26 protein-coding genes are annotated in these 21,371 nt (G+C 65.1%); 16 read left to right on the top strand and 10 right to left on the bottom strand.

The genetic code is table 11. The features are described from left to right. Positions 1–6: 6 nt before the first annotated feature. From BN1233_RS00945 to BN1233_RS42545, 7 genes are all read left to right on the top strand, one after another. The gene (locus BN1233_RS00945; RefSeq protein ID WP_046861642.1) at positions 7–1,056 is read left to right on the top strand and encodes a PhoH family protein; all 1,050 of its coding nucleotides are present in this window, start codon (positions 7–9) and stop codon (positions 1,054–1,056) included. Then, positions 1,053–1,532, top strand: coding sequence for an rRNA maturation RNase YbeY (gene ybeY, locus BN1233_RS00950; RefSeq protein WP_046861643.1), 480 nt, complete (start codon positions 1,053–1,055; stop codon positions 1,530–1,532). The genes BN1233_RS00945 and ybeY overlap by 4 nt, the downstream gene beginning before the upstream one ends. Before the next feature lie 30 nt (positions 1,533–1,562). Next, a complete protein-coding gene (locus BN1233_RS00955) occupies positions 1,563–2,648 on the top strand; it encodes a hemolysin family protein (RefSeq protein WP_046861644.1) in 1,086 nt (361 codons plus the stop codon). After that, positions 2,645–4,294, top strand: a complete 1,650-nt coding sequence (lnt, locus tag BN1233_RS00960) for an apolipoprotein N-acyltransferase (protein WP_063776690.1) — start codon at positions 2,645–2,647, stop codon at positions 4,292–4,294. The genes BN1233_RS00955 and lnt overlap by 4 nt, the downstream gene beginning before the upstream one ends. Positions 4,295–4,377: 83 nt before the next feature. Then, positions 4,378–5,556: a methionine adenosyltransferase gene (gene metK, locus BN1233_RS00965; protein ID WP_046861645.1), complete on the top strand. Its 1,179-nt coding sequence runs from the start codon at positions 4,378–4,380 to the stop codon at positions 5,554–5,556. A 16-nt stretch (positions 5,557–5,572) separates the two neighbouring features. Further along, positions 5,573–6,253 (top strand): tRNA (guanine(46)-N(7))-methyltransferase TrmB, encoded by a 681-nt coding sequence (trmB, locus tag BN1233_RS00970; RefSeq protein WP_046861646.1) that lies wholly within the window; start codon positions 5,573–5,575, stop codon positions 6,251–6,253. Between the two features lie 163 nt (positions 6,254–6,416). Further along, positions 6,417–6,839 carry an ester cyclase gene (locus BN1233_RS42545; protein ID WP_048708943.1) on the top strand — a complete coding sequence of 141 codons (423 nt, stop codon included), beginning with the start codon at positions 6,417–6,419 and terminating at the stop codon, positions 6,837–6,839. Between the two features lie 399 nt (positions 6,840–7,238). Here BN1233_RS42545 and BN1233_RS00980 read toward each other — a convergent pair whose 3' ends face one another. The 4 genes from BN1233_RS00980 to BN1233_RS00990 are packed head-to-tail and all read right to left on the bottom strand — an operon-like array spanning position 7,239 to position 10,804. Beyond that, complete coding sequence (locus tag BN1233_RS00980) at positions 7,239–8,858, bottom strand: MFS transporter (RefSeq protein WP_244470872.1); 1,620 nt, start codon at positions 8,856–8,858, stop codon at positions 7,239–7,241. A 34-nt stretch (positions 8,859–8,892) separates the two neighbouring features. Then, positions 8,893–9,894, bottom strand: a complete 1,002-nt coding sequence (gene glsA, locus BN1233_RS00985; protein WP_046861647.1) for a glutaminase A — start codon at positions 9,892–9,894, stop codon at positions 8,893–8,895. Between the two features lie 30 nt (positions 9,895–9,924). After that, complete coding sequence (locus BN1233_RS44405; protein WP_342341631.1) at positions 9,925–10,278, bottom strand: hypothetical protein; 354 nt, start codon at positions 10,276–10,278, stop codon at positions 9,925–9,927. Beyond that, positions 10,235–10,804, bottom strand: a complete 570-nt coding sequence (locus BN1233_RS00990) for a DUF1269 domain-containing protein (RefSeq protein WP_046861648.1) — start codon at positions 10,802–10,804, stop codon at positions 10,235–10,237. Before BN1233_RS00990 ends, BN1233_RS44405 begins: the two co-directional genes overlap by 44 nt. Before the next feature lie 633 nt (positions 10,805–11,437). Between BN1233_RS00990 and BN1233_RS00995 the strand changes: the two genes are divergently transcribed. Beyond that, complete coding sequence (locus BN1233_RS00995) at positions 11,438–12,169, top strand: CBS domain-containing protein (protein ID WP_046861649.1); 732 nt, start codon at positions 11,438–11,440, stop codon at positions 12,167–12,169. A gap of 236 nt (positions 12,170–12,405) precedes the next feature. Here BN1233_RS00995 and BN1233_RS46575 read toward each other — a convergent pair whose 3' ends face one another. Together BN1233_RS46575 and BN1233_RS01000 are read right to left on the bottom strand one after the other, a co-directional pair. Then, positions 12,406–12,549, bottom strand: coding sequence for a hypothetical protein (locus BN1233_RS46575; RefSeq protein WP_154678247.1), 144 nt, complete (start codon positions 12,547–12,549; stop codon positions 12,406–12,408). Between the two features lie 665 nt (positions 12,550–13,214). After that, positions 13,215–14,402 (bottom strand): FAD-binding domain, encoded by a 1,188-nt coding sequence (locus BN1233_RS01000; RefSeq protein ID WP_046861650.1) that lies wholly within the window; start codon positions 14,400–14,402, stop codon positions 13,215–13,217. Between BN1233_RS01000 and BN1233_RS01005 the strand changes: the two genes are divergently transcribed. Both BN1233_RS01005 and BN1233_RS01015 read left to right on the top strand, forming a co-directional pair. After that, entirely contained in the window at positions 14,401–14,652 is a 252-nt protein-coding gene (locus tag BN1233_RS01005; protein WP_046861651.1) for a hypothetical protein, read from the top strand. The two genes, BN1233_RS01000 and BN1233_RS01005, sit on opposite strands and share 2 nt — an antisense overlap. Positions 14,653–14,950: 298 nt before the next feature. Further along, on the top strand, positions 14,951–15,145 hold the full coding sequence (locus tag BN1233_RS01015; protein ID WP_046861653.1) for a hypothetical protein: 195 nt from the start codon (positions 14,951–14,953) through the stop codon (positions 15,143–15,145). A gap of 35 nt (positions 15,146–15,180) precedes the next feature. Here BN1233_RS01015 and BN1233_RS01020 read toward each other — a convergent pair whose 3' ends face one another. The 4 genes from BN1233_RS01020 to BN1233_RS01035 form a co-directional block, all read right to left on the bottom strand. Then, positions 15,181–15,438, bottom strand: coding sequence for a DUF6894 family protein (locus BN1233_RS01020; RefSeq protein ID WP_046861654.1), 258 nt, complete (start codon positions 15,436–15,438; stop codon positions 15,181–15,183). A gap of 288 nt (positions 15,439–15,726) precedes the next feature. Then, positions 15,727–15,915, bottom strand: coding sequence for a hypothetical protein (locus tag BN1233_RS01025; RefSeq protein WP_046861655.1), 189 nt, complete (start codon positions 15,913–15,915; stop codon positions 15,727–15,729). Beyond that, positions 15,912–16,097, bottom strand: coding sequence for a hypothetical protein (locus tag BN1233_RS01030; RefSeq protein ID WP_046861656.1), 186 nt, complete (start codon positions 16,095–16,097; stop codon positions 15,912–15,914). Before BN1233_RS01030 ends, BN1233_RS01025 begins: the two co-directional genes overlap by 4 nt. Beyond that, positions 16,094–16,378: a hypothetical protein gene (locus BN1233_RS01035; protein ID WP_046861657.1), complete on the bottom strand. Its 285-nt coding sequence runs from the start codon at positions 16,376–16,378 to the stop codon at positions 16,094–16,096. The genes BN1233_RS01030 and BN1233_RS01035 overlap by 4 nt, the downstream gene beginning before the upstream one ends. A 1,053-nt stretch (positions 16,379–17,431) precedes the next feature. Between BN1233_RS01035 and BN1233_RS01045 the strand changes: the two genes are divergently transcribed. The 6 genes from BN1233_RS01045 (at position 17,432) to BN1233_RS49035 (ending at position 21,038) form a co-directional block, all read left to right on the top strand. Beyond that, positions 17,432–17,716, top strand: a complete 285-nt coding sequence (locus tag BN1233_RS01045; RefSeq protein ID WP_046861659.1) for a hypothetical protein — start codon at positions 17,432–17,434, stop codon at positions 17,714–17,716. Between the two features lie 11 nt (positions 17,717–17,727). After that, a complete protein-coding gene (locus tag BN1233_RS01050) occupies positions 17,728–18,240 on the top strand; it encodes a DUF421 domain-containing protein (protein ID WP_046861660.1) in 513 nt (170 codons plus the stop codon). A gap of 108 nt (positions 18,241–18,348) precedes the next feature. Further along, positions 18,349–18,543 carry a hypothetical protein gene (locus BN1233_RS42550; protein WP_052763658.1) on the top strand — a complete coding sequence of 65 codons (195 nt, stop codon included), beginning with the start codon at positions 18,349–18,351 and terminating at the stop codon, positions 18,541–18,543. A gap of 24 nt (positions 18,544–18,567) precedes the next feature. Further along, on the top strand, positions 18,568–18,837 hold the full coding sequence (locus tag BN1233_RS42555) for a hypothetical protein (protein WP_052763659.1): 270 nt from the start codon (positions 18,568–18,570) through the stop codon (positions 18,835–18,837). A 352-nt stretch (positions 18,838–19,189) separates the two neighbouring features. Beyond that, positions 19,190–20,893, top strand: coding sequence for a sodium:solute symporter family protein (locus BN1233_RS01060; protein WP_046861661.1), 1,704 nt, complete (start codon positions 19,190–19,192; stop codon positions 20,891–20,893). 13 nt (positions 20,894–20,906) lie between these two features. Further along, positions 20,907–21,038, top strand: a complete 132-nt coding sequence (locus BN1233_RS49035; protein ID WP_210168207.1) for a putative transporter small subunit — start codon at positions 20,907–20,909, stop codon at positions 21,036–21,038. The last annotated feature ends 333 nt before the right edge of the window (positions 21,039–21,371 follow it).

A 21,371-nucleotide genomic window follows, 5' to 3' on the forward strand; every position in this document is an offset into this window, starting at 1 on the left:
CGTGTGATGCCTGATGACGGGGCGGGGGTGCGGAGCGCACCGAACCGGAGTTTCCCGCCCGGAGTCGAGGAAGCGGCGGAAATCACCCTCACGTTCGACGACAATCGGCTCGCTGGACTCGTCTTCGGCCATTACGACCAGAACCTCGCCCATCTCGAGCGGCGCTTGAACGTCGTCGCGACCGCGAACGGCAACCGGGTCATCCTGAAGGGCCGCCCGGAAGCTTCGGAACAGGCGCGCCGGGTTCTCGAGGGTCTCTACGATCGCGCGCGGCAGGGACAGAGCCTGACGCTCGGCGACATCGACGGCGCCATCCAGGAAAGCGCGCTGCAGGGCTCGCTCTTCCCGTCCGACGACGGCCAGGGCCGGACCTCTTTCGAGCATATCGTGACCCGCCGCCGCGGGGCCGTGCGCGCCCGCAACCAGGCCCAGAGCGCCTATATTCAGATGCTGCGGCAGCACGAGCTCGTCTTCGCGGAGGGGCCGGCCGGAACCGGCAAGACCTGGCTCGCCGTGGGACATGCCGTCTCGCTTCTCGAGCGCGGCCAGGCGGAGCGGCTGATCCTCTCGCGGCCTGCGGTCGAGGCAGGCGAGCGGCTCGGGTTCCTGCCCGGGGACATGCGCGAGAAGGTCGATCCCTATCTGCGCCCGATCTACGATGCGCTCTATGACTTCATGGAGGCCCGGCACGTCGAGCGCGGGCTGCAGACCGGCATGATCGAGATCGCGCCGCTCGCCTTCATGCGCGGGCGCACGCTCACGAATGCGGTGGTGCTGCTCGACGAGGCGCAGAACACCACCTCCATGCAGATGAAGATGTTCCTGACCCGCCTCGGCGAAGGCTCGCGCATGGTCGTCACCGGCGACCCGACCCAGATCGATCTCCCGCCCGGGCAGAAATCCGGCCTGATCGAGGCCATGCGGATCCTCCAGGGCGTGCCGGGCATCGGGCGTGCCACCTTCAAGGACCAGGACGTCGTGCGGCACGATCTCGTTCGCCGGATCGTCGCAGCCTACGACAATGCGTCCCGTGCGCCGTCGGAGGAGCCGGCGTGATCGACCTCGAGATCTCGACCGAGGCCTCCGGCTGGGAGACGAGCATTCCCGATCTCGAGGAGCGGGTCGGGAAGGCGGTCGATGCGGCCGTCGCGGCTGTGCCCTCCCCTCCCGGTGAGGCCACCCTCAGCGTGCTCCTGACCGACGATGCGGCGATTCGCGAGCTGAACGCGGCCTGGCGCCACCAGGACAAGCCCACCAACGTGCTGTCCTTTCCGGCGCCCGCGACGATGCCGGGGCCCGGGCCGCGTCATCTCGGTGACATCGCCCTGGCCTTCGAGACGATGGTGCGGGAGGCGGAGACCGAGGGAAAAACGCTGCAGGACCACCTCAGCCACCTCGTGATCCATGGGGTCCTGCACCTCCTCGGCTTCGACCATGAGGTTGAGGCCGAGGCCGAAATCATGGAAAGCTTGGAAGTTGCGGCGTTGCGCAGCTTGGGCATCGCCGATCCTTATCGTGAAAAGGCGGCGTGAACGGGTGCTCCCGTCGCGCTGCGAGAGGCCATGAACGACGACCGAAGTCGAAGCGAACGTGCCGTCCGGACCGACGTGGATCCGGACATAGCCGGCGAGCGCTGGTACGAACGCCTGCTGAGCCGGCTCGGACTGAAACACCGGGATTCCATCCGCCACGATCTCGAGGATGCCCTCGCAGAGGCCGAGCAGGATGCGGACTTCTCGCCCCAGGAACGGGCGATGCTCAGGAACGTCCTCGGCCTGCATCGCATCAGGGTCGATGACGTCATGGTCCCGCGGGCCGACATCGTCGCAGTGCCGGCCGACCTGAATCTCGGGGACCTCCTCAACATGTTCCGGACGGCCGGGCATTCCCGCCTGCCCGTCTATGGGGAGACCCTGGACGACCCGAAGGGCATGGTCCACATCCGCGACTTTCTCGATTTCATCGCGATGCGGGCCGACAACCGGTCCTCGCGCCGGCGCAAGGCCGAGGCCAACGGCCCCTCCTCGCAGCCCCCGAGCCTTGGGCGTGTCGATCTCTCACTGACCATTGCCGAAGCGAAGATCCTGCGGCCGGTGCTGTTCGTGCCGCCCTCGATGCCCGCCGTCGATCTCCTCGTGCGCATGCAGGCGACGCGCACCCACATGGCGCTCGTGATCGACGAATATGGCGGAACCGACGGCCTCGTCTCGATCGAGGATCTCGTCGAGGTCGTGGTCGGCAACATCGAGGACGAGCACGACGAGGACGAGGCCCGGATGATTATCCCGAACGACGACGACACGTTCATCGCCGATGCCCGTGCGGGTCTCGAGGAAGTCTCGGAAGCGCTCGGGATCGACCTCGGCGCCGAAGGCGTCGCCGACGAGGTCGATACGCTCGGCGGGCTGATCGTGACCCTGGTCGGCCGCGTTCCGCCCCGCGGCGAGCTGATCGCCGGGCCGGAGAACCTCGAATTCGAGATCCTCGATGCGGATCCGAGGCGCCTCAAGAAGCTGCGCATCCATCGGCGTCCGACCGCCGAAGCCGCGGCAGCCGCGTTGACGCACCCGGAGGTCCCGCCGGCCGCAGGCACCGTGCCGTTCCAGAGCCGCCACGAGTCGCGGCCCGGGAGCGCGGCCGCGGAATGAAAGGCATCGCATCGTCCGTCGCCCAGGTGCGCGGCTGGCGGCGCGTGCTCCTGCTGGCCGGTTCGGGCGCGGCCGGTGCGCTGGCGATGCCACCATTCGGCTTCCTGCCGGCCCTGTTCCTCTCGCTCACCGTCCCCGTCTGGGTCCTGGACGGGATCGACCACGAAGGCGATCCCCGCCGGACCCTGCGCGATGCGGTCCTGGCCGGATGGTGGTGGGGGTTCGGCTACTTCGTCGCCGGATTATGGTGGCTCGGCGCCGCCTTTCTCGTCGAAGCGGACCAGTTCGCCTGGGCGCTGCCGTTCGGCGTGCTCGGGCTGCCCGCGATCCTGGCCTTCTACCCGGCCGCGGGGTTTGCCGCGGCCCGCGCGATCTGGTCGCCCGGCCCGTTGCGGATTCTGGCTTTCGCGGCGGCGCTCGCGGCCAGCGAGTGGCTCAGGGGGCATCTCTTCACGGGCTTTCCCTGGAACACCCTCGGGATGGCGCTGGGCCAGCAGCTCTGGCTCATGCAGAGCGCTTCGCTGATCGGGCTCTACGGCCTGACGGTCCTGGCGATCATGATCGGCGCGGCCCCGGCGGCGCTCGGCACCAATGCGGCCAGGAATGCCCGGTTCGCGCTCCCGGCCGCTTCCGCCCTCGTCCTCCTCGCCATGACGGGCTTCGGGGCCCTGCATGTCCCGCGCGAGCCCGCGCCCCTCGTCGACGGCGTCCGCCTCCGGATCATGCAGCCCAACCTGCCGCAGGATGCCAAGTTCAGCGCCGCGAACGGCCCTGCCATCATGCGGCATTACCTCGGGGTGAGCGACCGGCCCGGTCCGGACGGACGAGGCGTCGCGGGCGCGACCCATCTGATCTGGCCGGAATCCGCCTTTCCCTTTCTCCTGCACCGGGAGCCCGTCGCGCTGGCCCAGATCGCGGGGCTCCTGCCCGCCGGAACGACGCTCGTGACGGGCGCGGCGCGCATGTCCGCGCCCATCCCCGGCGAGGTGGTCGGCCGCTTCTACAACTCCGTCCAGGTGGTCGCCCCGGATGGGACCATCACGGCAAGTTACGACAAGACGCATCTCGTCCCGTTCGGGGAATATGTCCCGGGCTTTCTGGATTCTACGCTCAGAAGCCTCGGGCTGCGCCAGTTCGTTCACATCCCGGGCGGCTTTACGCCGGCGGAGATCCGCCGCCCCCTCGAGGTGCCGGGCCTTCCGCCGCTCGCGGCGACGATCTGCTACGAAGCGATCTTCCCGGGGGCGGTGCTGCCGGATGGCCCGCGCCCCGAGCTCATCCTGAACGTCACGAACGATGCCTGGTTCGGCAACACCCCAGGGCCCTACCAGCATTTCGCCCAGGCTCGCCTCAGGGCCGTCGAGGAGGGCCTGTCGCTCGTCCGGGCCGCCAATACCGGGATCTCGGCCGTGGTGGACGGGCACGGGCGCATTCTCGGCGCGCTGCCCCTCGGAACGGAGGGCGTCCTCGACGCTGCCCTTCCGCAGGCGCTGCCCCCGACCTTGTTCCGGAAGACGGGCGCGCTCGGCTTCCTGCTCCTGCTCGGGCTTTGTGCCGGACTTGGTCTCTTTGGGCGGATCCGCGAAGGAAGGTGGGCTAGGCATAAGACGTTCGTCAAAAAGAACGGGTTCGCTGTAAAAGCTTGACCTCCTAGATTGGGTCGGGCATCAGGCTGCAACGATCAGGGCGATTTTGCCCATCACCGCCAGAGTTGGAAGGAACGACATCCGTGCGCCGCTCGAGCTATCTCTTCACCAGCGAGTCCGTGTCGGAAGGGCATCCCGACAAGGTGTGCGACCGGATCTCCGACACCATCGTCGACGCCTATATCGCAGCCGAGCCGGAGGCACGGGTCGCCTGTGAGACTCTGGCGACCACGAACCGCGTGGTGATCGCAGGCGAGGTTCGCGGCCCGGCCTCGATCACGCCGGAGAAGATCGAAGAGCTGACCCGTGCAGCGATCAAGGACATCGGCTACGAGCAGGAAGGCTTCCACTGGAAGCACGCCGAGATCGACGTGTATCTGCACGCGCAGTCGGCCGACATCGCCATGGGCGTCGATGCCAGCGGCAACAAGGACGAGGGCGCGGGCGACCAGGGCATCATGTTCGGGTATGCCTGCGACGACACGCCGGAATTGATGCCGGCGCCGATCCAGTACGCCCACAAGATTCTCGAGACTCTCGCGGCAGCCCGGAAGGCCGGCGCAGATGACGCCCGCCACCTCGGCCCCGACGCGAAGAGCCAGGTCACGGTCCGCTACGAGAAGGGCAGGCCCGTCGGCGCGACGCAGATCGTCCTCTCGACCCAGCACCTCAAGGAGGAACTGAACTCGGAGGACGTCCGCAGGATCGTCGAACCCTATATCCGCAAGACGCTCCCGGAAGGCTGGATCTCGAGCGAGACCGTCTGGCACGTGAACCCGACCGGCAAGTTCGTCATCGGTGGCCCGGACGGCGATTGCGGGCTGACGGGCCGCAAGATCATCGTCGACACCTATGGCGGCGCGGCTCCCCATGGCGGCGGCGCCTTCTCGGGCAAGGACCCCACGAAGGTCGACCGCTCGGCAGCCTATGCCGCGCGCTACCTCGCGAAGAACGTCGTCGCGGCAGGGCTCGCGCGGCGCTGCGCGATCCAGCTCTCATACGCCATCGGCGTCGCGAAGCCGCTTTCGATCTATGCCGATCTCTACGACACCGGACAGGTCGACGAGGCGCGGCTCGAAGCGGTCCTCATGGACGTAATGGATCTCTCGCCCCGCGGTATCCGGACCCATCTCCAGCTGAACCGGCCGATTTACGCCCGGACCTCGGCCTACGGCCATTTCGGCCGGAAGCCGGATGCCGATGGCGGCTTCTCCTGGGAGAAGACGGACCTCGCCGACACCCTGAGGTCGGCGCTCGCCTGAGGGCATCATCGACACCATGACGGGTCTGGAAGACCGGGGCGGCGCCTTCTATGGGCGCCGCAAGGGCAAGCGCCTGCGCCACGGCCAGCAGGATCTCGTCGAGACGCTTCTCCCCGCCCTCCGGATCGATCCGGCGAAACCGCCGGCCGCCCAGTTTTCGGAGCGGATCCGCGAGATTTGGCTCGAGATCGGCTTCGGCGGCGGCGAGCATCTTGCTGCGCAGGCGCGTTCGAATCCGGATGTCGGGATCATTGGTTGCGAGCCGTTCGTGAACGGGATGGCGAAGCTCCTCGCCACGATCCGGCAGGAGCGGCTCGACAACGTGCGGCTGTGGGACGACGACGTTCTCCACCTCCTGCCGAAGCTTCCCGAGGGCTGCCTGTCGCGGGTGTATATCCTCTACCCGGATCCGTGGCCGAAGCGCCGGCAGCGCAAGCGGCGCCTCGTCTCCGACGAGACTGTCGCGGCCCTCGCGCGACTGATGCGCCCCGGCGCCGAGCTGCGCTTTGCAACCGATATCGACGATTACGCGGGCTGGACACTCGAGCGGGTTACCCGCTCACCCGCTTTCACCTGGACTGCGACTCGTGCCGACGATTGGCGCCTCTCCTGGCCGGCCTGGCCCGGAACCCGCTACGAGGCCAAGGCCATTCGGGAAGGCCGGCGGCCGAGTTATTTGACGTTCCGGCGGATCTGATTGGGCGCCTCGGCGCAGGATCACTCGCAACGGAAGAGATCCACGCTCCTGCCCTGATGAGAACCTAACGTCGTATGCTTGGCATTGGCCGGTGACGGCCATATTTCCATCGACTTGCCGAGCTACGGGTACGCTATCGACGCCGTGGGGAGGAGCAAGGACCATGGCGGCAGACCAGCACGAGGCGCTGATCCGCGCCTATATAGCCGAGGTCTTTAACGGGCACCGTCTGGACGGCCTGGAAAAGTACTGGGATGACGATCTGACATCGCACTGGCTGGGTATGGAGACAATCCACGGCCTGCCTGCTTGGCGTGCGGCGATGGGAGGCTTCCTCGCCGCCTTTCCGGGCGCCGCCTACACCCTGGACGACATGTTCTTCGCCGGTGACCGGGGCGTCTGGCGTGGCCACTGGCAGGCGACCCAGCAGGGCGAATGGCAAGGGATCGCCGCGTCTGGCCGCAACGTGACGTGGACTGTCATCATCATGGCCCGCTTCGCCGGCGGCAAGCTGATCGAGGACTGGGTCGAGCTGGACCGGCTTAGCCTCTTCCAGCAGCTCGGATGTATTCCGACCGGGTCGTAGGCAGGGTAGCAGCAGCGGGCCTGTCGGCACCCGAATGTCTGTTTGGATCATAGTGCTATGTTGGGCGGAGGGAATAAAGGTCACCTTACCGCATAAATGCGGACGTTCGACCAAGGTCAGCTCCGTGCCAGGAGGAGACATTCCCCTGCCAGTGGATTGATAATAACTGATTGAGTGGTGCGCAGGTACAATGCTGTCAAACCTCGCGGGCCAGAAGTAAGCGGATCGCTGCCCGGATCAGGCCTGTTTGAACCGGGCTCAGCGGCTACACAAGCGCGAAGGATGCTTTGATCGCGGGCACGACAATCAGGACCGCGGCAATGAGCAGGATCCCGCGCAGGCCGTACAACAGCAGCGCCGAGTCGCTCCATCCGAAGCGCATGCGACTCTCCCTCGCGACTAGGGTTCCGGAATCTCTCCCGGCCTGTAGTTCGGCAGCCGACCAGCGGGCAGGATCATGAGCAGCGCCAGTCCCGCCATGACCAATAGACCGATCTTCAGGGCCTGGAGCCGCGCTTCCATGTTGACCCGGAGCGCCTCGGCCTTCTGCTCCGGCGTTGCAGTGGTTTGGGCAATCACGCTCTCGAGTCGGTCGTTGCTGACGAAGGTGATGCTGTCGAGGTTGACCTGCGACTGGATCTCGGCTGGCAGCAGCGGATTCTCGGTGATACGGCGCATGACGGCAGAACTCAGCAGGCCGACCAGCAACGCGCCAGCCACCGCGGTTCCGACCGCGGACGCGAGGTTGTTGGTCGTACCGCGCAGAGAGCCGACGTCACCGGCAAGCTCCTTCGGCGAGGCTGTCACCAGCACGTTGAACACCAGGGTGACAAGCGATCCCTGGCCGATGCCGAAGATCACGAGCCCCACAAGGACCGGGATGGCGCTCCAGTCGTTGCGGACGACGAAGGCGAGCCACAGCAGTGCCACGGTGCAGAGAATGAATCCGAAGCGCCCGATCTGGCGCGGCGTGAACCGCTCGTAGAACTGGACGATGAACATCGCCGAGAAGAAGACCGTCAGGTTGAACGGCAGCATCGCCACGGCCGTCGCCAGCGGCGTGCGTCCCTGCACGATCTGGATGTAGAGCGGTACCGAGAAATTCAGCGCCGCCTCCAACGCGACGACGGCGAACATGGCATAGACCGCCGCCCGCTCCTGCGGCGAATCGAGCACCTCGAGCGGCAGCAGCGGCGTCTGCCCGGCGGCCTCGCGGCGGCGCGTCCACATGAGGAAGGCCTGCCCGAGGACTATGCCGACGACGATCATGACGGGTGCGGGCGACAGGCCGAGGAGGCTGAAGGGCGCAGCCGGCCGCGCGAGGCCGAGCCCCCAGCGGTTCAGGTTGTTGAAGCCGAAGCTGATGAGAACGATGGCCGCGGCCGTCAGGATGACCCCGACGACGTCGATGCGCACGTCGGGACGGCCATGATCCGGCTTGAGCCGGAAGCTCAGGACGAATACGAGCGCGGAGACGGCAATCAGGATGCCAAAGACAGGCCGCCAGCCAATATAGGTGCCGAGCACGCCGCCGATGAGGAAGGCCGCGACACCCGCACCGGCCCGAGCCGACCCGAGTGCGCCCAGGGCCGTCGCCTGCTGGCTGCCGTGGTAGTTCTCCGCGATCAGCGCCACCAGTGCCGGGACGATGACCGCACCGGCGGCTCCGCAGAGCGCCTGCGCGGTGATCATCACCGTTGCATTCGGGCTGAAGGTCATCATCACCTGCGAGATGCAGAAAACGACCACTGCGATCCGGAACACCCGCAGAGCACCGTAGCGCTGGACGAGCTTGGCACCCAGCATGACGAAGCCGGCCACGAGCATGCCATAGGCCACGATGCCGGTAGCCACCGTCGTCGGGGGAACCCGGAAGCTCTCCACCATGCCGCCGAGCGCAACCGGCAGGGACGCCACGTTGAAGGACATGATCGCCTGACCGAGCGCAATGGCGATCATCGGAACCCAGGATGCTTTCTCTTCCGGAAGAACATCGTGGAGGGTCGTTGCGCCTGTCATGGATGCCTCCGTGAGTGGCGGTTCGAGAGGGCAGCTAGATCTCCGGCGTCGAGACGAGCAGATCGAGGCCCAGGCGTTGCGACAGGAATTGCGCAACCAACTGTCCTTTCACGCTGTTGCCGGCCTCATCGAGCAGCGGCGCGAAGGTGCCCAGGCCGCCCTTGCCGGGCGAGACCGTGACGATGCCACCCCCGATGCCGCTCTTGCCCGGCAGCCCGATCTCGTAGAGCCAATCTCCGGAGGTTTCGTACATCCCGGCCGTCAGCATCACGGCGAGGGCGTAGTGGCAGACATCCGGATTGACGACCTGCTCCCTCGTGGCCGGATTGAAGCCCCCATCGGCGAGGGTCGCACCCATGACCGCAAGATCCTTGGCGCTCACGTTCAGAGAGCATTGCCTGGTGTAGAGATCGACAGCCTCGGCGGGATCGCAGTAGATACGGCCAACGCTTTCGAGCATCCAGGCAATGCTGCGGTTACGGAAGTTCGTCTCCGAGGCCGAGGCATAGACCTCGTCGTTGAGCGGTAATTCGCGGCCCGCGAAGCGGGATAACCCCTCGTGGATGAAGCGCCATTTGGCCTCCGTATTCTCCCCGGGCACGAGGCTCGTGGTCGCGATGGCCCCGGCATTCACCATCGGGTTGGTCCGCCCGTCCGGATTGCGCTCGATGCCGGCAAGCGAGTTAAACGCGTGTCCCGTTGCGTTCACGCCGAGCCTCTCGCGGGCGCCCGTCGCGCCGATCAGATCGCAGATCAGCGCGAATATGAAGGGCTTGGAAACACTCATGATGGTGAACGCGTGCTCGGCATCGCCGACTGAGAAGACACTGCCGTCGGTTCCCACGAAGCAGGTTCCGAAAAGGTCGGTCGGGACGCGGGCCAGCGCCGGGTAGACCTGCGAGACCTGCCCCAGGCCGACGGAGCGAAACCGCTCGTGGGCCTCCGTCACGAGCCGCCTCACGACCTCCGTAGATGGCAGGCGTCCGGTGGAGATGAAGGAGGTTCCGGGGTTCACGAACGGATCCAGAAGTTCCATGGAGGCAACTCCTTCCTGCACCTGGTGCTTCTATCGGCGCCGGCGGCGGACCCAGCGGCCGGACACCCAGACCCACCGCCTGCGACGGGCGCTCCAGATCCAGCGGCCCGGCACCCAGACGAAGCCAGGACGGGGTCGTGGCCGCCGCTCCCGCCGTCGCGGCGGGGGAGGCCCTCCCGGACGGCTGGGCCGCGGCGGACGATGTTCGGGACGGGGCTGGGCGTCCGCGCCGGTCGATGCGACCGTGCCGAGCGGGAGGGCCACCGCCGCGCCGACCAACCAGGTCAGAAAGGACCGTCGTGACAGCATGTCGATCTCCTTTGCCGAACGGCTCGGGCCATCATGTCGTCTGTTGGGCCATCGTGCCCGCAGCCTCGACGCCATCGCTCGGGCTCGGCGGATGGGCGCGGGACAGAGCGGCCTGGAGCTTGGCTTCCTGCTCGGGCGACAGCGAGGAACGGATCACGTGCCCCTTGAACCCGGACAGCTCGGCCAACACCTTTTCGGGCTGCGACTTGCGGATCAGCAGGAACAGGGCCGAGGTCTCGGGCTTGAGCGTATCGCCGATCGACCTGATGAAATCATCGTTGATGCCGTAGTCGATCAGGTTCCCCGACAGGGCCCCCGAGCCTGCCCCCACGGCACCGCCGATCGCAAAGCCGGCGAGCGGATTGAGGAACAGCAGACCGATGAGGCTGCCCCACATGGCGCCACGCAGGCCGCCCGTGGTGGCGCCAAGGCTCACCAGGTTGACGCTCTGCTTGATGCGGACCGTGCCATCCTGGCTGCGGATGGCAACGACGGCATCCTCGAGATCGATGAGGTATTCCTTTTGCAGGCGCGTCAGTTCGGTCAGGACGCGATCCGCATCGGTCGGGTTGTCGAACCCGACGACCACCAGTTCAGCCATGGACCGTACTCCTCAGGAAGCAGTGCGACCCATTTCCGGTAAGCTACGTGGTGGATGTCGGCCGCAGGCTGCGGGACAATCGGGAAAACCCCGAGATCACATAGAAAAAACCCTGGAGCTGCGCTCGAAGATGCCGGACGTTGCCTGATCCGGGCGACTGCCAGGGAGGTGAGTGGCTCTCATTTGCCGCACGGCAGGGACGGCAGTGAGAGCGACGCCACCTTCGATCGGACCTCCACCCCATATTCCGAGGCTTTCATCCTTGACGGTAACGCCGCATGATGGCGGAAATCCGACTGGTCGCCTCATTGCGGGTCCGTATCCAGGACCAGGAGGACGGTCTCGCAGACGCCGGAACGGTCAGCTCTCCGCTCGTGCCCGGAACTCGGGTGGTGCCGATGTGACCGCGGTACTTGGGTTACCCGCGCCGCTCCTGCCGTTCCGTTGCTGTGACGTCCTACGGGGGAACTGCGGAGTCCGATTGAACGGGAGTAGACTGGCCCGATCGGAGAGAGGGCTCTCCCATGCTCAAGCGCTACGATGTCGACCTTCCCCATCGGGAACGAGGCGAGCTCCCAGGCCTGCTCAACATCGGCCTTGGCTTCAAAGGCGATCATATCATCGGAGGAACCCGTGATTGTTGAAGATGTCATGACCACACCGGTGATCAGCGTAGAGCCATCCGCCACCGTCGCCGAAGCCGCAAAGCTCATGCTGGCTGATCGGATCAGCGGCCTTCCGGTCACGACGCGGGACGGCACGCTGGTCGGGATGATCAGCGAAGGCGACCTCCTGCGCAGAGGAGAGCTGGGCACCACACGCAAGCGGCCCTCATGGCTGGAATTCCTCGTCGGTCCCGGCAAGCTGGCCGATGAATACATCCAGACCCACGGCCGTAAGGTCGAGCAGGTGATGTCGACGGGTCCCGTAACGACGCGCCGTGATGCGCGGCTCGAGGAGGTCGTCACGGCGATGAGCCGTCACCGGATCAAGCGGCTGCCGGTGCTCGAAAACGACAAGGTGGTCGGGATCGTGGCACGCTCCGACGTCTTGCGGGCCCTGGCACGAACCCTGCCGACGGCCTCTCCCGGCGCAGTCGCCGACGACCGGATCCGGGAGGCCATACTGGCGGAGTTGGACAAGCAGAGTTGGGGCCACAAGCTCATCCGGATCCATGTCGAGAATGGGGTGGTGACCCTGACTGGCGCGATCTGCGATGAACGCGAGCGGCAGGCTACCAAGGTGGTGGCCGAGAACGTGCCTGGGGTGAAGGCGGTGACTGATCAGTTGGCGTGGATCGAGCCGTTCTCGGGAATGGTGGTTCTTCCGGAGGAGAGCGGGACGCACCAGCAAGCCTCGCAGTGAAAGTCGGTGGGTCAGAGATCAACTCAACCGCCTCTGATCCGCAGATTCGTACTTATCGGAACGAATGCAGAGCACCTGGAGCTACGTGCCTCGTGGGGTTGATCACGGGGCTCATGGCCGGGCCATGCTCCGAGAGGCGCCCGCGCCGATCACCTCAAGGCCTCAGAAGTGCCAGTGCTCCGTGGGCTACGCCGACCGATGGACCCCGCGTAGAATACAGGGGGCCAGTACGACACCTAGGGCTGCCTGCTGATCCACTTCCCGATCTTATCGCGGGCGGCGCGGAGACCGAGGCCAAAGAACATTGCGCGGAGGAAGAAGGCCAGGAGCAGGAGGATGGCCGCGCCAAGCCCAACGAGGATGTAGGTGGTATCCCTCATGAGCGGACTCCATCAGCAGGCCCATAGGACGGTCCATAGCTGTTCCTATAGGGGCTCATGTTCTGCGGCTGGACCTGACCATACCACCGCTCGGTCTGACGGGCGAATTCGGAGGACTGCTGTTGCCGCCGCTGACGCTGCTGCATGAGATGCTGTATGCATTGTTGGCTCTGGCAGGCGTTGCCGTGGGGACGGCCATCGTGACGACGGCGGCGCCAAGCGACCGAACTTCACACAACAGGCCGTTCTGGATGCCTCTACACAATGACCGCGCCCATTTAGATCACTCATCGTGAGCGGTGCTTTAGAGTCTCCTTCGGGTCAAACTGAGCCATTGGGCGTGGCCTTACGAAGGTCAGCTTACTCTGTGACTACGGAAGTTCGGCTTTCGTCTGCCTCGTGCCAACTGCGGTCTTTCACCGGAAGCACGCAAGAATGCGTCTGTTAGCTGAAGGACAACATTCCTAGGCGGAAGTCCTATCCTCCGGCGCGGAGGCGGATACTCGCGCTTCTGGATGCCAATGACGAACTGAGACGGTCGGGCACCGGGTCGGGCGCTCGTATGGGGAGTCGAGAAAGCGTCCATGAGCGAAGCCGCTGCTCAAGCTCAGCGCCGGACTGCTTTCAAGCCTGCGCAGCCGTGTCTTCGAACCCATTCTGGTCGGTCACTGCATGTCGTAGTTCGGCAAGTCGAAGTCATCGCGCAGACTGCGCCCGACCAGGAGGTCGGCTACGGCACCGATCGTCATCGCCTGGATCGCCGTGTTACGGGCCCAAATGCCGAATTGGCTCTTCGGTGCGAAGAACGAGGCGAACGTCTCGGCCGATCTCTGCTTGCCCTCGACGAACGCGCGCAGTCGGATTTCGTAATTCCTGAAGGCCTCCCGATAGTCGTTGTTCGCACGCTTCAACTCTCCGGCCAGCACGTAGGCCTCCGTCATCGCCAGGCCGGCTCCCTCCCCGGCCAGAAGGGATACACACGCAGCCGCATCGCCAATCAGCGCGACACGCTCGTTGGACCACCGCCCCATCCTGATCTGGCTGACATCGTCGAAGTAGACGTCATTGACGCCCTGCATCGCCGTCAGAATCCGGGAACACTCCCAGCCGGTATCGGCGAAGGTCCGATTGAGGAGAGCCTTGCAGGCGGCGAGATCTCCGGGCCCTTCGCGATGTGGGACGCCTGCGCGAACAACGAACAGGAACAGGGTTCGGTCGCCGCGAAGCGAGAATCTGCCCACTTGGCCCCCTGGGGTGTTGAAGAGGACATATTCGCGTTCGTTGCGCGGGCGATAGCCCTCCAGCTCGAATGCCGCGACCTTGTAGCCGAGATGCTTGCTGAAGTTCTCTTCGGGCCCGAACGCGAGCCTGCGAACGTTGGAGTGCAGTCCGTCGGCGCCCATCAACAGATCGAATTCCCGTTCGGAGCCGTGCGTGAAAGCGATGCGAACGCCCTGCTCGTCCTGACGGATGGCCGCGATACTGTCGCCGAAGATCGTTTCCACTCCTGCCTCGACCGCACCATAGATGGCTGCGGCGAGTTCGCCTCGCGGCAAACTGATGAACTTGCCTTGCGTGCTGCGCCGGAAAGCGTCCGTCCCGAGCGCGGCTCGGGTGCGACCGTCCCGGTCGACTGCCCGCACTGTCCGGACGTGGTATCCGGCCTCGAGGATCTGGGGCTCGATCCCCATGAGTTCCGCGACACGATAGCCGATGCCCCAGAAATCGAGGATGTATCCCCCGCCTCTGAACCGGGGCGCCTCCTCGATCAGGGTCGGCTCATGTCCTGTGCGCTGGAGCCAATACGCCAGGGTTGGACCAGCAATGCCGGCTCCGCAGATGGCAACTTTCATGCGTCCCCCCGTCTGCCATGGCGCCATCGTGATCGGGCTCGGCATGCTCGGGCTCCTGGCGCTGCTCAGCGGCTTGCAGCCTGTGGACGGGGACATGAACAACATCATCCCCCAGATGGCCTCCGGCTACCTACCGCCGTTCGCGATCGGGCTGTTCTTCATCATGGTGATCGGCTCGCTGTCGTCGACGTCGGACTCTGATCTCTCGGCCCTGCCGGCTATCATGATGTTCAGTAGAACACGCGCGTGAGATGAACCGATGGTTTACTTCCTCATAGGGATCGTGTTGCTAGTCAGCGCAGGGGCTAGCGTATATTTGGCCATGCCCAAGAACGGACAGCTCACAGCCGTGGGACGCAGCTACGTCTTAGGGGAATTTTTCACACTGGGTGTCGTGGCCGCCTTAGTTCTGGGCATAGCGTTCCTGGTGGCTGCAGTGCTGACGTGAGTGCGACAGCGGAGGAAGGGCGCCTTCTGCGAACGGCCAGCGCATACTTGAAACCCGCGGGCAGAAATGACAGGGACCCCTATCCGCCCTGGAGGATGCAATGGGCTCTGAACTGCTGATTGGTGCCATCTCCCTCGCCATAGGTGTCGCTCTGATGGTCGTGGCCTTGCCGCAAAAGTCGGGGGAGCCGGCCCGCTTTCTCGCATGGAACTCTAGTCTCGGACTTCTCTACCCCATCCTTCCGATGCTGTTCGTCGTCATTGGGGTTTCCCTCCTGATCCAAGCAGCAGTTTGAGTTCAGGCAGCCTGAACTTGCGTTCCGTAATTCACTTACGGGCCGTTCCCGCGCGGCGGATCCACCTGATCGATCTCCATGGTGAGCGTGATGGTGAGCACTCGCTGGCGATGTGTGTTCCTCACCTCGATCGTGACCTCACGGGTGTCGTTCATCGGCAGCCGGTCGCGCGCGATCTCCGCCGCCAGGCAGGCGGCCTCGTTCTTGACGGCATCCAGATTATCGAACTCCAAACCGGTTTCATCGGGGGCGAACCGCTCGCCCTCCCGGGCATCGAAATAGAAGCGGGGCATTGCGATCCTCTATCCTCATCGATTCTCTGCCGCCAAGCGGGCGGTCAATGCCCAGCCCGGTCGCTTGTAACCCGCAGGCAGAAATGACGGAGACCGCCATCTCGCCCTGGAGGATGCAATGGGCTCTGAGCTGCTGATTGGCGTCGTCTCCTTCGCCATAGGTGTTACTCTTATGGTCGTGGCCTCGTCGCAGAAGTCGGCGAGCCTGCCCGCGTTCTCGTACGGAGCCTAGTCTCGGACTTGTGGATCCGTCTTCATGGGGCTCGAACCCTTACCTCTCCGCCAACGTCAGGAGGTCAGGGCCCACCTCACGATCAGCGCCATGCCGATTGCGATCCCGCTCGTGCCCAGGACCGGGACAATCCACGACAACTCCGCTCGGGTCAGGAGCGGATGAGCGCGTCCGTCTTGCGGCCAAAACGACCAGAAGAGTGCTACCGAACCCAGCACGAGCCCGAGTCCAACCGCTCCGATCACGACAACATGCCCTTGATGAGCAAGGCGACGCCCATGACCAGGGCTCCGAGACAAGTTACGGCATAGAGGTCTTCCACGATGCCTATCTGCATGAAGCGGGGCGAGACGCCCTGCCGGGGCATCGCGATGGCAAACATGCCGCCACCGATCACCAGCAGGACAAGGCCAGCGAGGGTGATCATGGGTGCTCCTCCGTGCTGCCCCGGAGGGGTTCAACACGAGCGGCGTGCCGCATGAACGGCACCATCACGGCGACCGATGATGCCAGGGCTACGGCATACAGGGCGTACTGGAGGGTTGGCCCCAGTTCCATGAGCCCCCCAACGGCCCAAGCCGCGGCGAAGATCATGCCAACGACTTCGGTGCCGACCAGGATGCCGAGGCTGACCCAGGTGATGACCTGAGGCCAATGGATCGATTGTCCGGATGCGCGCGCACCCGCATCTGCATGCGCTTCTTTCAAGGCATGTCACTCCAACTGAAAGGATGTCGTCGAGGGATGCCTGTGCCGCCCCTGAACGGCTGCTCAAAGGCCCGCGGCAACAGACACCCCGCTCATCGTGCACGGCGCAGCGACGATGCTGCTGACACTGGTCAGCAGACAGGCTGTCCGCTGGTGCTCAGACGAGAGGGGGTCCGGTTGGAGGAGCCGCACACGGTCTGTGACGCTCAACGTGCAGTGCAGGTGGCCCGCAGGCTGCCACGCGAGAGAAAATCCGCGGCGGAGCCGCATGCGCATGATGAGGCCCGAGAGCTTTGGGGCTTGGCCCGTCGGAACGCTTGGCGCTCGCAACGGACCGGCCCGTCTCGCGCTTGAAGACCACCTTGTAGGGTTGCGCCGCGATGACCACGCGATCTTCGCCAGCGCTCGGAGAACTTATGGAGCTGAGGCTGGGGGTATGTCCCGGATTTGGTGCGCCTGTGAGGAGAAACAGCGCGAGAACGCACTGCGCAAACCCGAAGAAAAGGCGTGGGTGAGTCATGTCACCAGAAGCGGGATGGACCTGGGATCGAGGCGGCAGCAGCCTTATCGTGGAATGAAGATGCTGCCAATGCAAGGTGCTGCGCGGTAAATCACCACCCTCACCACGCCTGGGTCGATCTGCCGGTTAGAGCCGTTCGCCTTGCAAGAGGCCGCAACCGCGCGGACGCCATACTCGCACATGCTGGCGAGTGTCATGGGCGGGACCTCGTGGCTATGCTCATCAAAGGCGCGGCGCGGATTGCGGCGCATGCTCGGCCGGCATCACACGGCATCGTAATCCTTCGGCGTCGGCCACTGCGCGTCGGCCATAATCTTCTCAGCGCGATCGCCTCCCGGGCGGCCGCGAGCGCGGCACGCGGGGCGGCAGGTAGAGACTGTCGCTCTCAAGACGGTCCGACTTGCTCGTCGAAGCCAGCAGCCCGCAGAGGGCGAGCTCGCAACGCACGCTCTCAGATGCGCAAACGTCTATAGAAGATACTCTGTTGGCGTTTTCGTATCTGAGGGGATGGGGACTGCCTTAGATTCGCAGGGATGGCGCCACCAAGCGGCAAGGCGCTGGGCCGGGCCGCGGACGCAGCCTTTGATGCGATTCGGCAAGCGGGCCGTGAAATCCCTGCCGTGTTGATCCGGATGGCCGACGTCCTGGGCCAGCTCGCCCCGAGCCTGCGATCCGGGGCGATGCGCGACGTCGTGGAGCGGCAACTCGGCAAGCTCACAGAGACCGCCGAGCGGGCGGGCCTTTCGGCCAGTGATCGAAAGGCAACGCTGATCCGCATCGAACAGGCCAGGATCGCCCTTCGCGGCAGGCCACAGTGAGGGGAGATTCCATGTTCTTCGACACATGGAGCGGCCTGGGGCGCGTTCTGGTAGTCGGCACGATCGCCTATGTTGCCCTCGTCGCGATCCTTCGCGTCTCGGGCAAGCGCACGCTTACCAAGCTCAATGCCTTCGATCTCGTGGTGACCGTTGCCCTCGGCTCGACCCTCGCCACGGTCCTGCTGAGCAAGTCGGTGGCCCTGGCCGATGGCGTGCTCGCGCTGGCGCTTCTGGTCTTCCTGCAATTCGCCATCACCTGGCTGTCGGTCCGTTCGTCGGGGTTCCAGGCGCTGGTGAAGAGCGAGCCCACCTTGATCATGCATCAGGGTCGGTTCCTTGACGGTGCCATGCGGACCCAGCGGATCACGCGCGAGGAGGTCATGGCAGCACTGCGTTCCAATGGAGTGGCGGATGCCGCCGCGATCGCGGCCGTCGTGCTGGAGACCGACGGCAGCATTGCCGTGATCAGGAGTGCGGATCAGGATGTAGTCAAGCCAACGCTGGAGGCCGTACGCACGCCGTGACCCGGTGAAGGCGGCAGACCCGCCACGATCCGATCCACATCATCGGCGCTCCAGCCCCGGATCCGATCCGCACCGACAGGTGGATGGCGGTGGGGCACGCCGCCGGGTGTGGCCGCTCCCAAGCCTACGCTGCGCCGGGGCGAGCCCGATGTCGGTATTGGCTACGGAGATGATATCGGTATTGCCTGCGAGGTGATCCGCGACGCTTTGAAGGGTGTTCCCGGTGTGTCCCAGGATCCGGCACCTGAGGCGCTTCCCTGGGAACTCGCGGGATCGAGCGTCAACATCAAGGTGCGCTGGTAGACTCCGCCGCGGATCACCGACGTCGTGCAGGCCCGCGGGGCCGTGATCCAGGTGATCAAGCAGGCGCTGGGCGAGGCCGGGATCGATCTGCCGTTCCCGACCAATGTGGTGCTCCTGCATGATCAGACCGACGAGGCCGACGGGGACCGCACGCGCCAGCGCGAGGGATGGCCGGCGGGCGACAACCCACCCGCGCCGCGCCACCTGGACGAGGTCGTCATTGGCGGCGAAGACGGACGCGGGCGACCCGAGGACGCTCCTCAGCCAAGCGGCCCACGCCGTTGGCCCGCATAGGATTGCGTTGGATTCCCTGATCCTTTGCCGTGTCCGCCCGATTCTCCTTCGCACTCCCGGCCCCGCATCAGCCTAGTTGTCCGAAACGGCCCGACCAGGTCCATGGCCTCGGCAATACGCCGGGAGACGCCCCGTTCCGGCGTCCCATCTCCCGCTGTCCCGGTGCAACTCAAAGCATGAGGCCCGGACAGACTCCGCCGAGGGCGTGCAGGATTGCGACAGAATTCGCTTGTTCGCAGTAGGTTGGCCTGTAGTCATAACTCCCAATCCACGGCCAAGTCCCGGCCACCCTGGCCAATTCGCGAAAAATGACCTAAGGGTTGCGCCCTCTTCAACCTGGGGATAAGCGGGAATGAATGAAGAAGCAGTTTTTCAGTTTTCAACGACGACTGCGATTTTACTGTTACTTGGCTTCTACGGACTAACCTTCATCATGTCGCTCTTTATTGGCCGCAAGAGCGAAAACGTCGACGGCTACATGGTCTCGAACAATGCCGTCGGATTCGGTATCTCCGCCGCGAGCATGACCGCCACCTGGATCTGGGCGGCCTCGTTCTACGCCAGCGCCACCTCCGGCTTTCAGTACGGCCTGTCGGGGCCGATCCACTACGGCTTCTGGGGCGCCCTGATGATCCTGTTCATCTACCCGTTCGGGCGGCGCTTCCGTGCGCTGGCGCCCAAGGCCCATACCCTTGCCGAGATCGTGCATGCGCGACATGGGGCGTCGAGCCAGTTGATCCTGGCCGTCTCCAATCTCCTCGGCAGTGGCATCAGCCTGATGGTGAACTTCACCGCCGCGGGCGCTCTCGTCGCGGTCCTGACGCCTCTGAGCTTCATCCACGGCGTGCTCATCGCCGGCCTCGGCGTTCTCTCCTACACCCTGTGGTCCGGCTTCCGGGCCTCGATCCTGACCGACTTCGCCCAGCTCGTGGCGATGATCCTGGCCGCCGTCATCATCATCCCGCTGATCTTCCTCAATCTGGGCGGGACGGGCTTCCTGGAGGAGAACCTTCATCGCCTCAGCGCGGAACAGGCGGACTTCTTCTCGACCGAGGCCATCCTCAACCAGGGGGCTCCTTATTTCGTGGCCGTCCTGGCCTACGCGATCGGCAACCAGACCATCGCGCAACGGCTGTTCGCGGTGCGCGAGGACCTGATCAAGCCGACCTTCCTGACCGCGACCATCGGGTACGGCGCCATCGTGATCGGTCTCGGCATGCTCGGGCTCCTGGCGCTGCTCAGCGGCTTGCAGCCCATGGACGGGGACATGAACAACATCATCCCCCAGATGGCCTCCGGCTACCTGCCACCGTTCGCGATCGGGCTGTTCTTCATCATGGTAATCGGCTCGCTGTCATCGACGGCGGACTCCGATCTCGCGGCCCTGTCGGCCCTGATGATGACCGACATCTACGACAAGAACATCGCACGCGGCAGGCCGAACCCCAAAACCATGCTGATGGTGGGGCGACTGACCATGATTGTCGCGACGATGGTTGGCGTGATCTTCGCCAGCCTGAACCTGGACATCCTGGTCATGCTCGTCTTCGTCGGGGCGCTGTGGGGCGCGATCGTGTTCCCCGTCATCGCGAGCTTCTACTGGGATCGGGTCACCAACTCGGCCTTCACGGGCGCGGTGGTGAGCGCGCTGGTTCTGTTCACGATCGTCCGGTTCGAGCTGGTTCCGATCGACGGCGTGACCGCGGTGTTCTTCGAGGTCGTTGCGGCCGTTGGCGCGGGTGTCGTCATCGGATTGATGACCTTTGCGTTCTTCCCGCGGACGGCGGCGATCGTCGTCGGAGTCGCCACGGCTGTCGTCTTGGCCCCGCTCTGCGTCGGGTTCCTGCGGGACCACATCGTCCTTCTGAGTTCCCTCACGTCCTATGGCGTCAGCACGGTCGTCTGCGTTGCGGGCAGCCTGCTCGGCAAGGAGCGCTTCGACTTCGCGCAACTGGCCGAGCGCGTGACGTCCTTCCAGCAGGACGGCACGGGCAGGCCGCAGCGGACGCAACCTGCTTCGTTCGGTGAGCGGGACCTGGCGTCAGCCAAGGTTTGAGGAGGAGAGCGGAATGAACAGCTATCTGTTGAGCGCTTACGTCCTGGTCTGGCCGGCCATTTCCGCCGTTGTTCTCTACGTGCTTTGCCGCGGCGTCGTGAAGGACATCCGCGATGCCCGCCGCGAGGGCAGGGATCTGGTGTAACACATCAATGAGGCGGGGCGGCCGAGGCCGCCCCGCCACGGCCCCGCAGCTACAAAAGCCTGACAGTATGTTCCCGACCGCCCCCTTGGGGCGCGGCCTGATTTTCAGTTCCTTCCATTCCTCGCATTGCCCCACCCCAGGAGCGGAGCCGGAGACTACCCGACGGGCAGTTCAAGTCTGGTGGCTCTTGCTATCGAATGCCGGTTCGGTCCGTGGGCGACGGCGCTGTCAGGCGGCCATGAGGCCTATCCGGAGGCCCAGCAGATCCTGTGCGCGCACGAGCGCCTCGTCGAAGGAGAGGATTTCGACGGTCGCGTCCTGCGCCAGGCGCGT

The sequence above is a fragment of the Microvirga massiliensis genome, from assembly GCF_001006805.1.
In the GTDB taxonomy this organism is placed as follows: domain Bacteria; phylum Pseudomonadota; class Alphaproteobacteria; order Rhizobiales; family Beijerinckiaceae; genus Microvirga; species Microvirga massiliensis.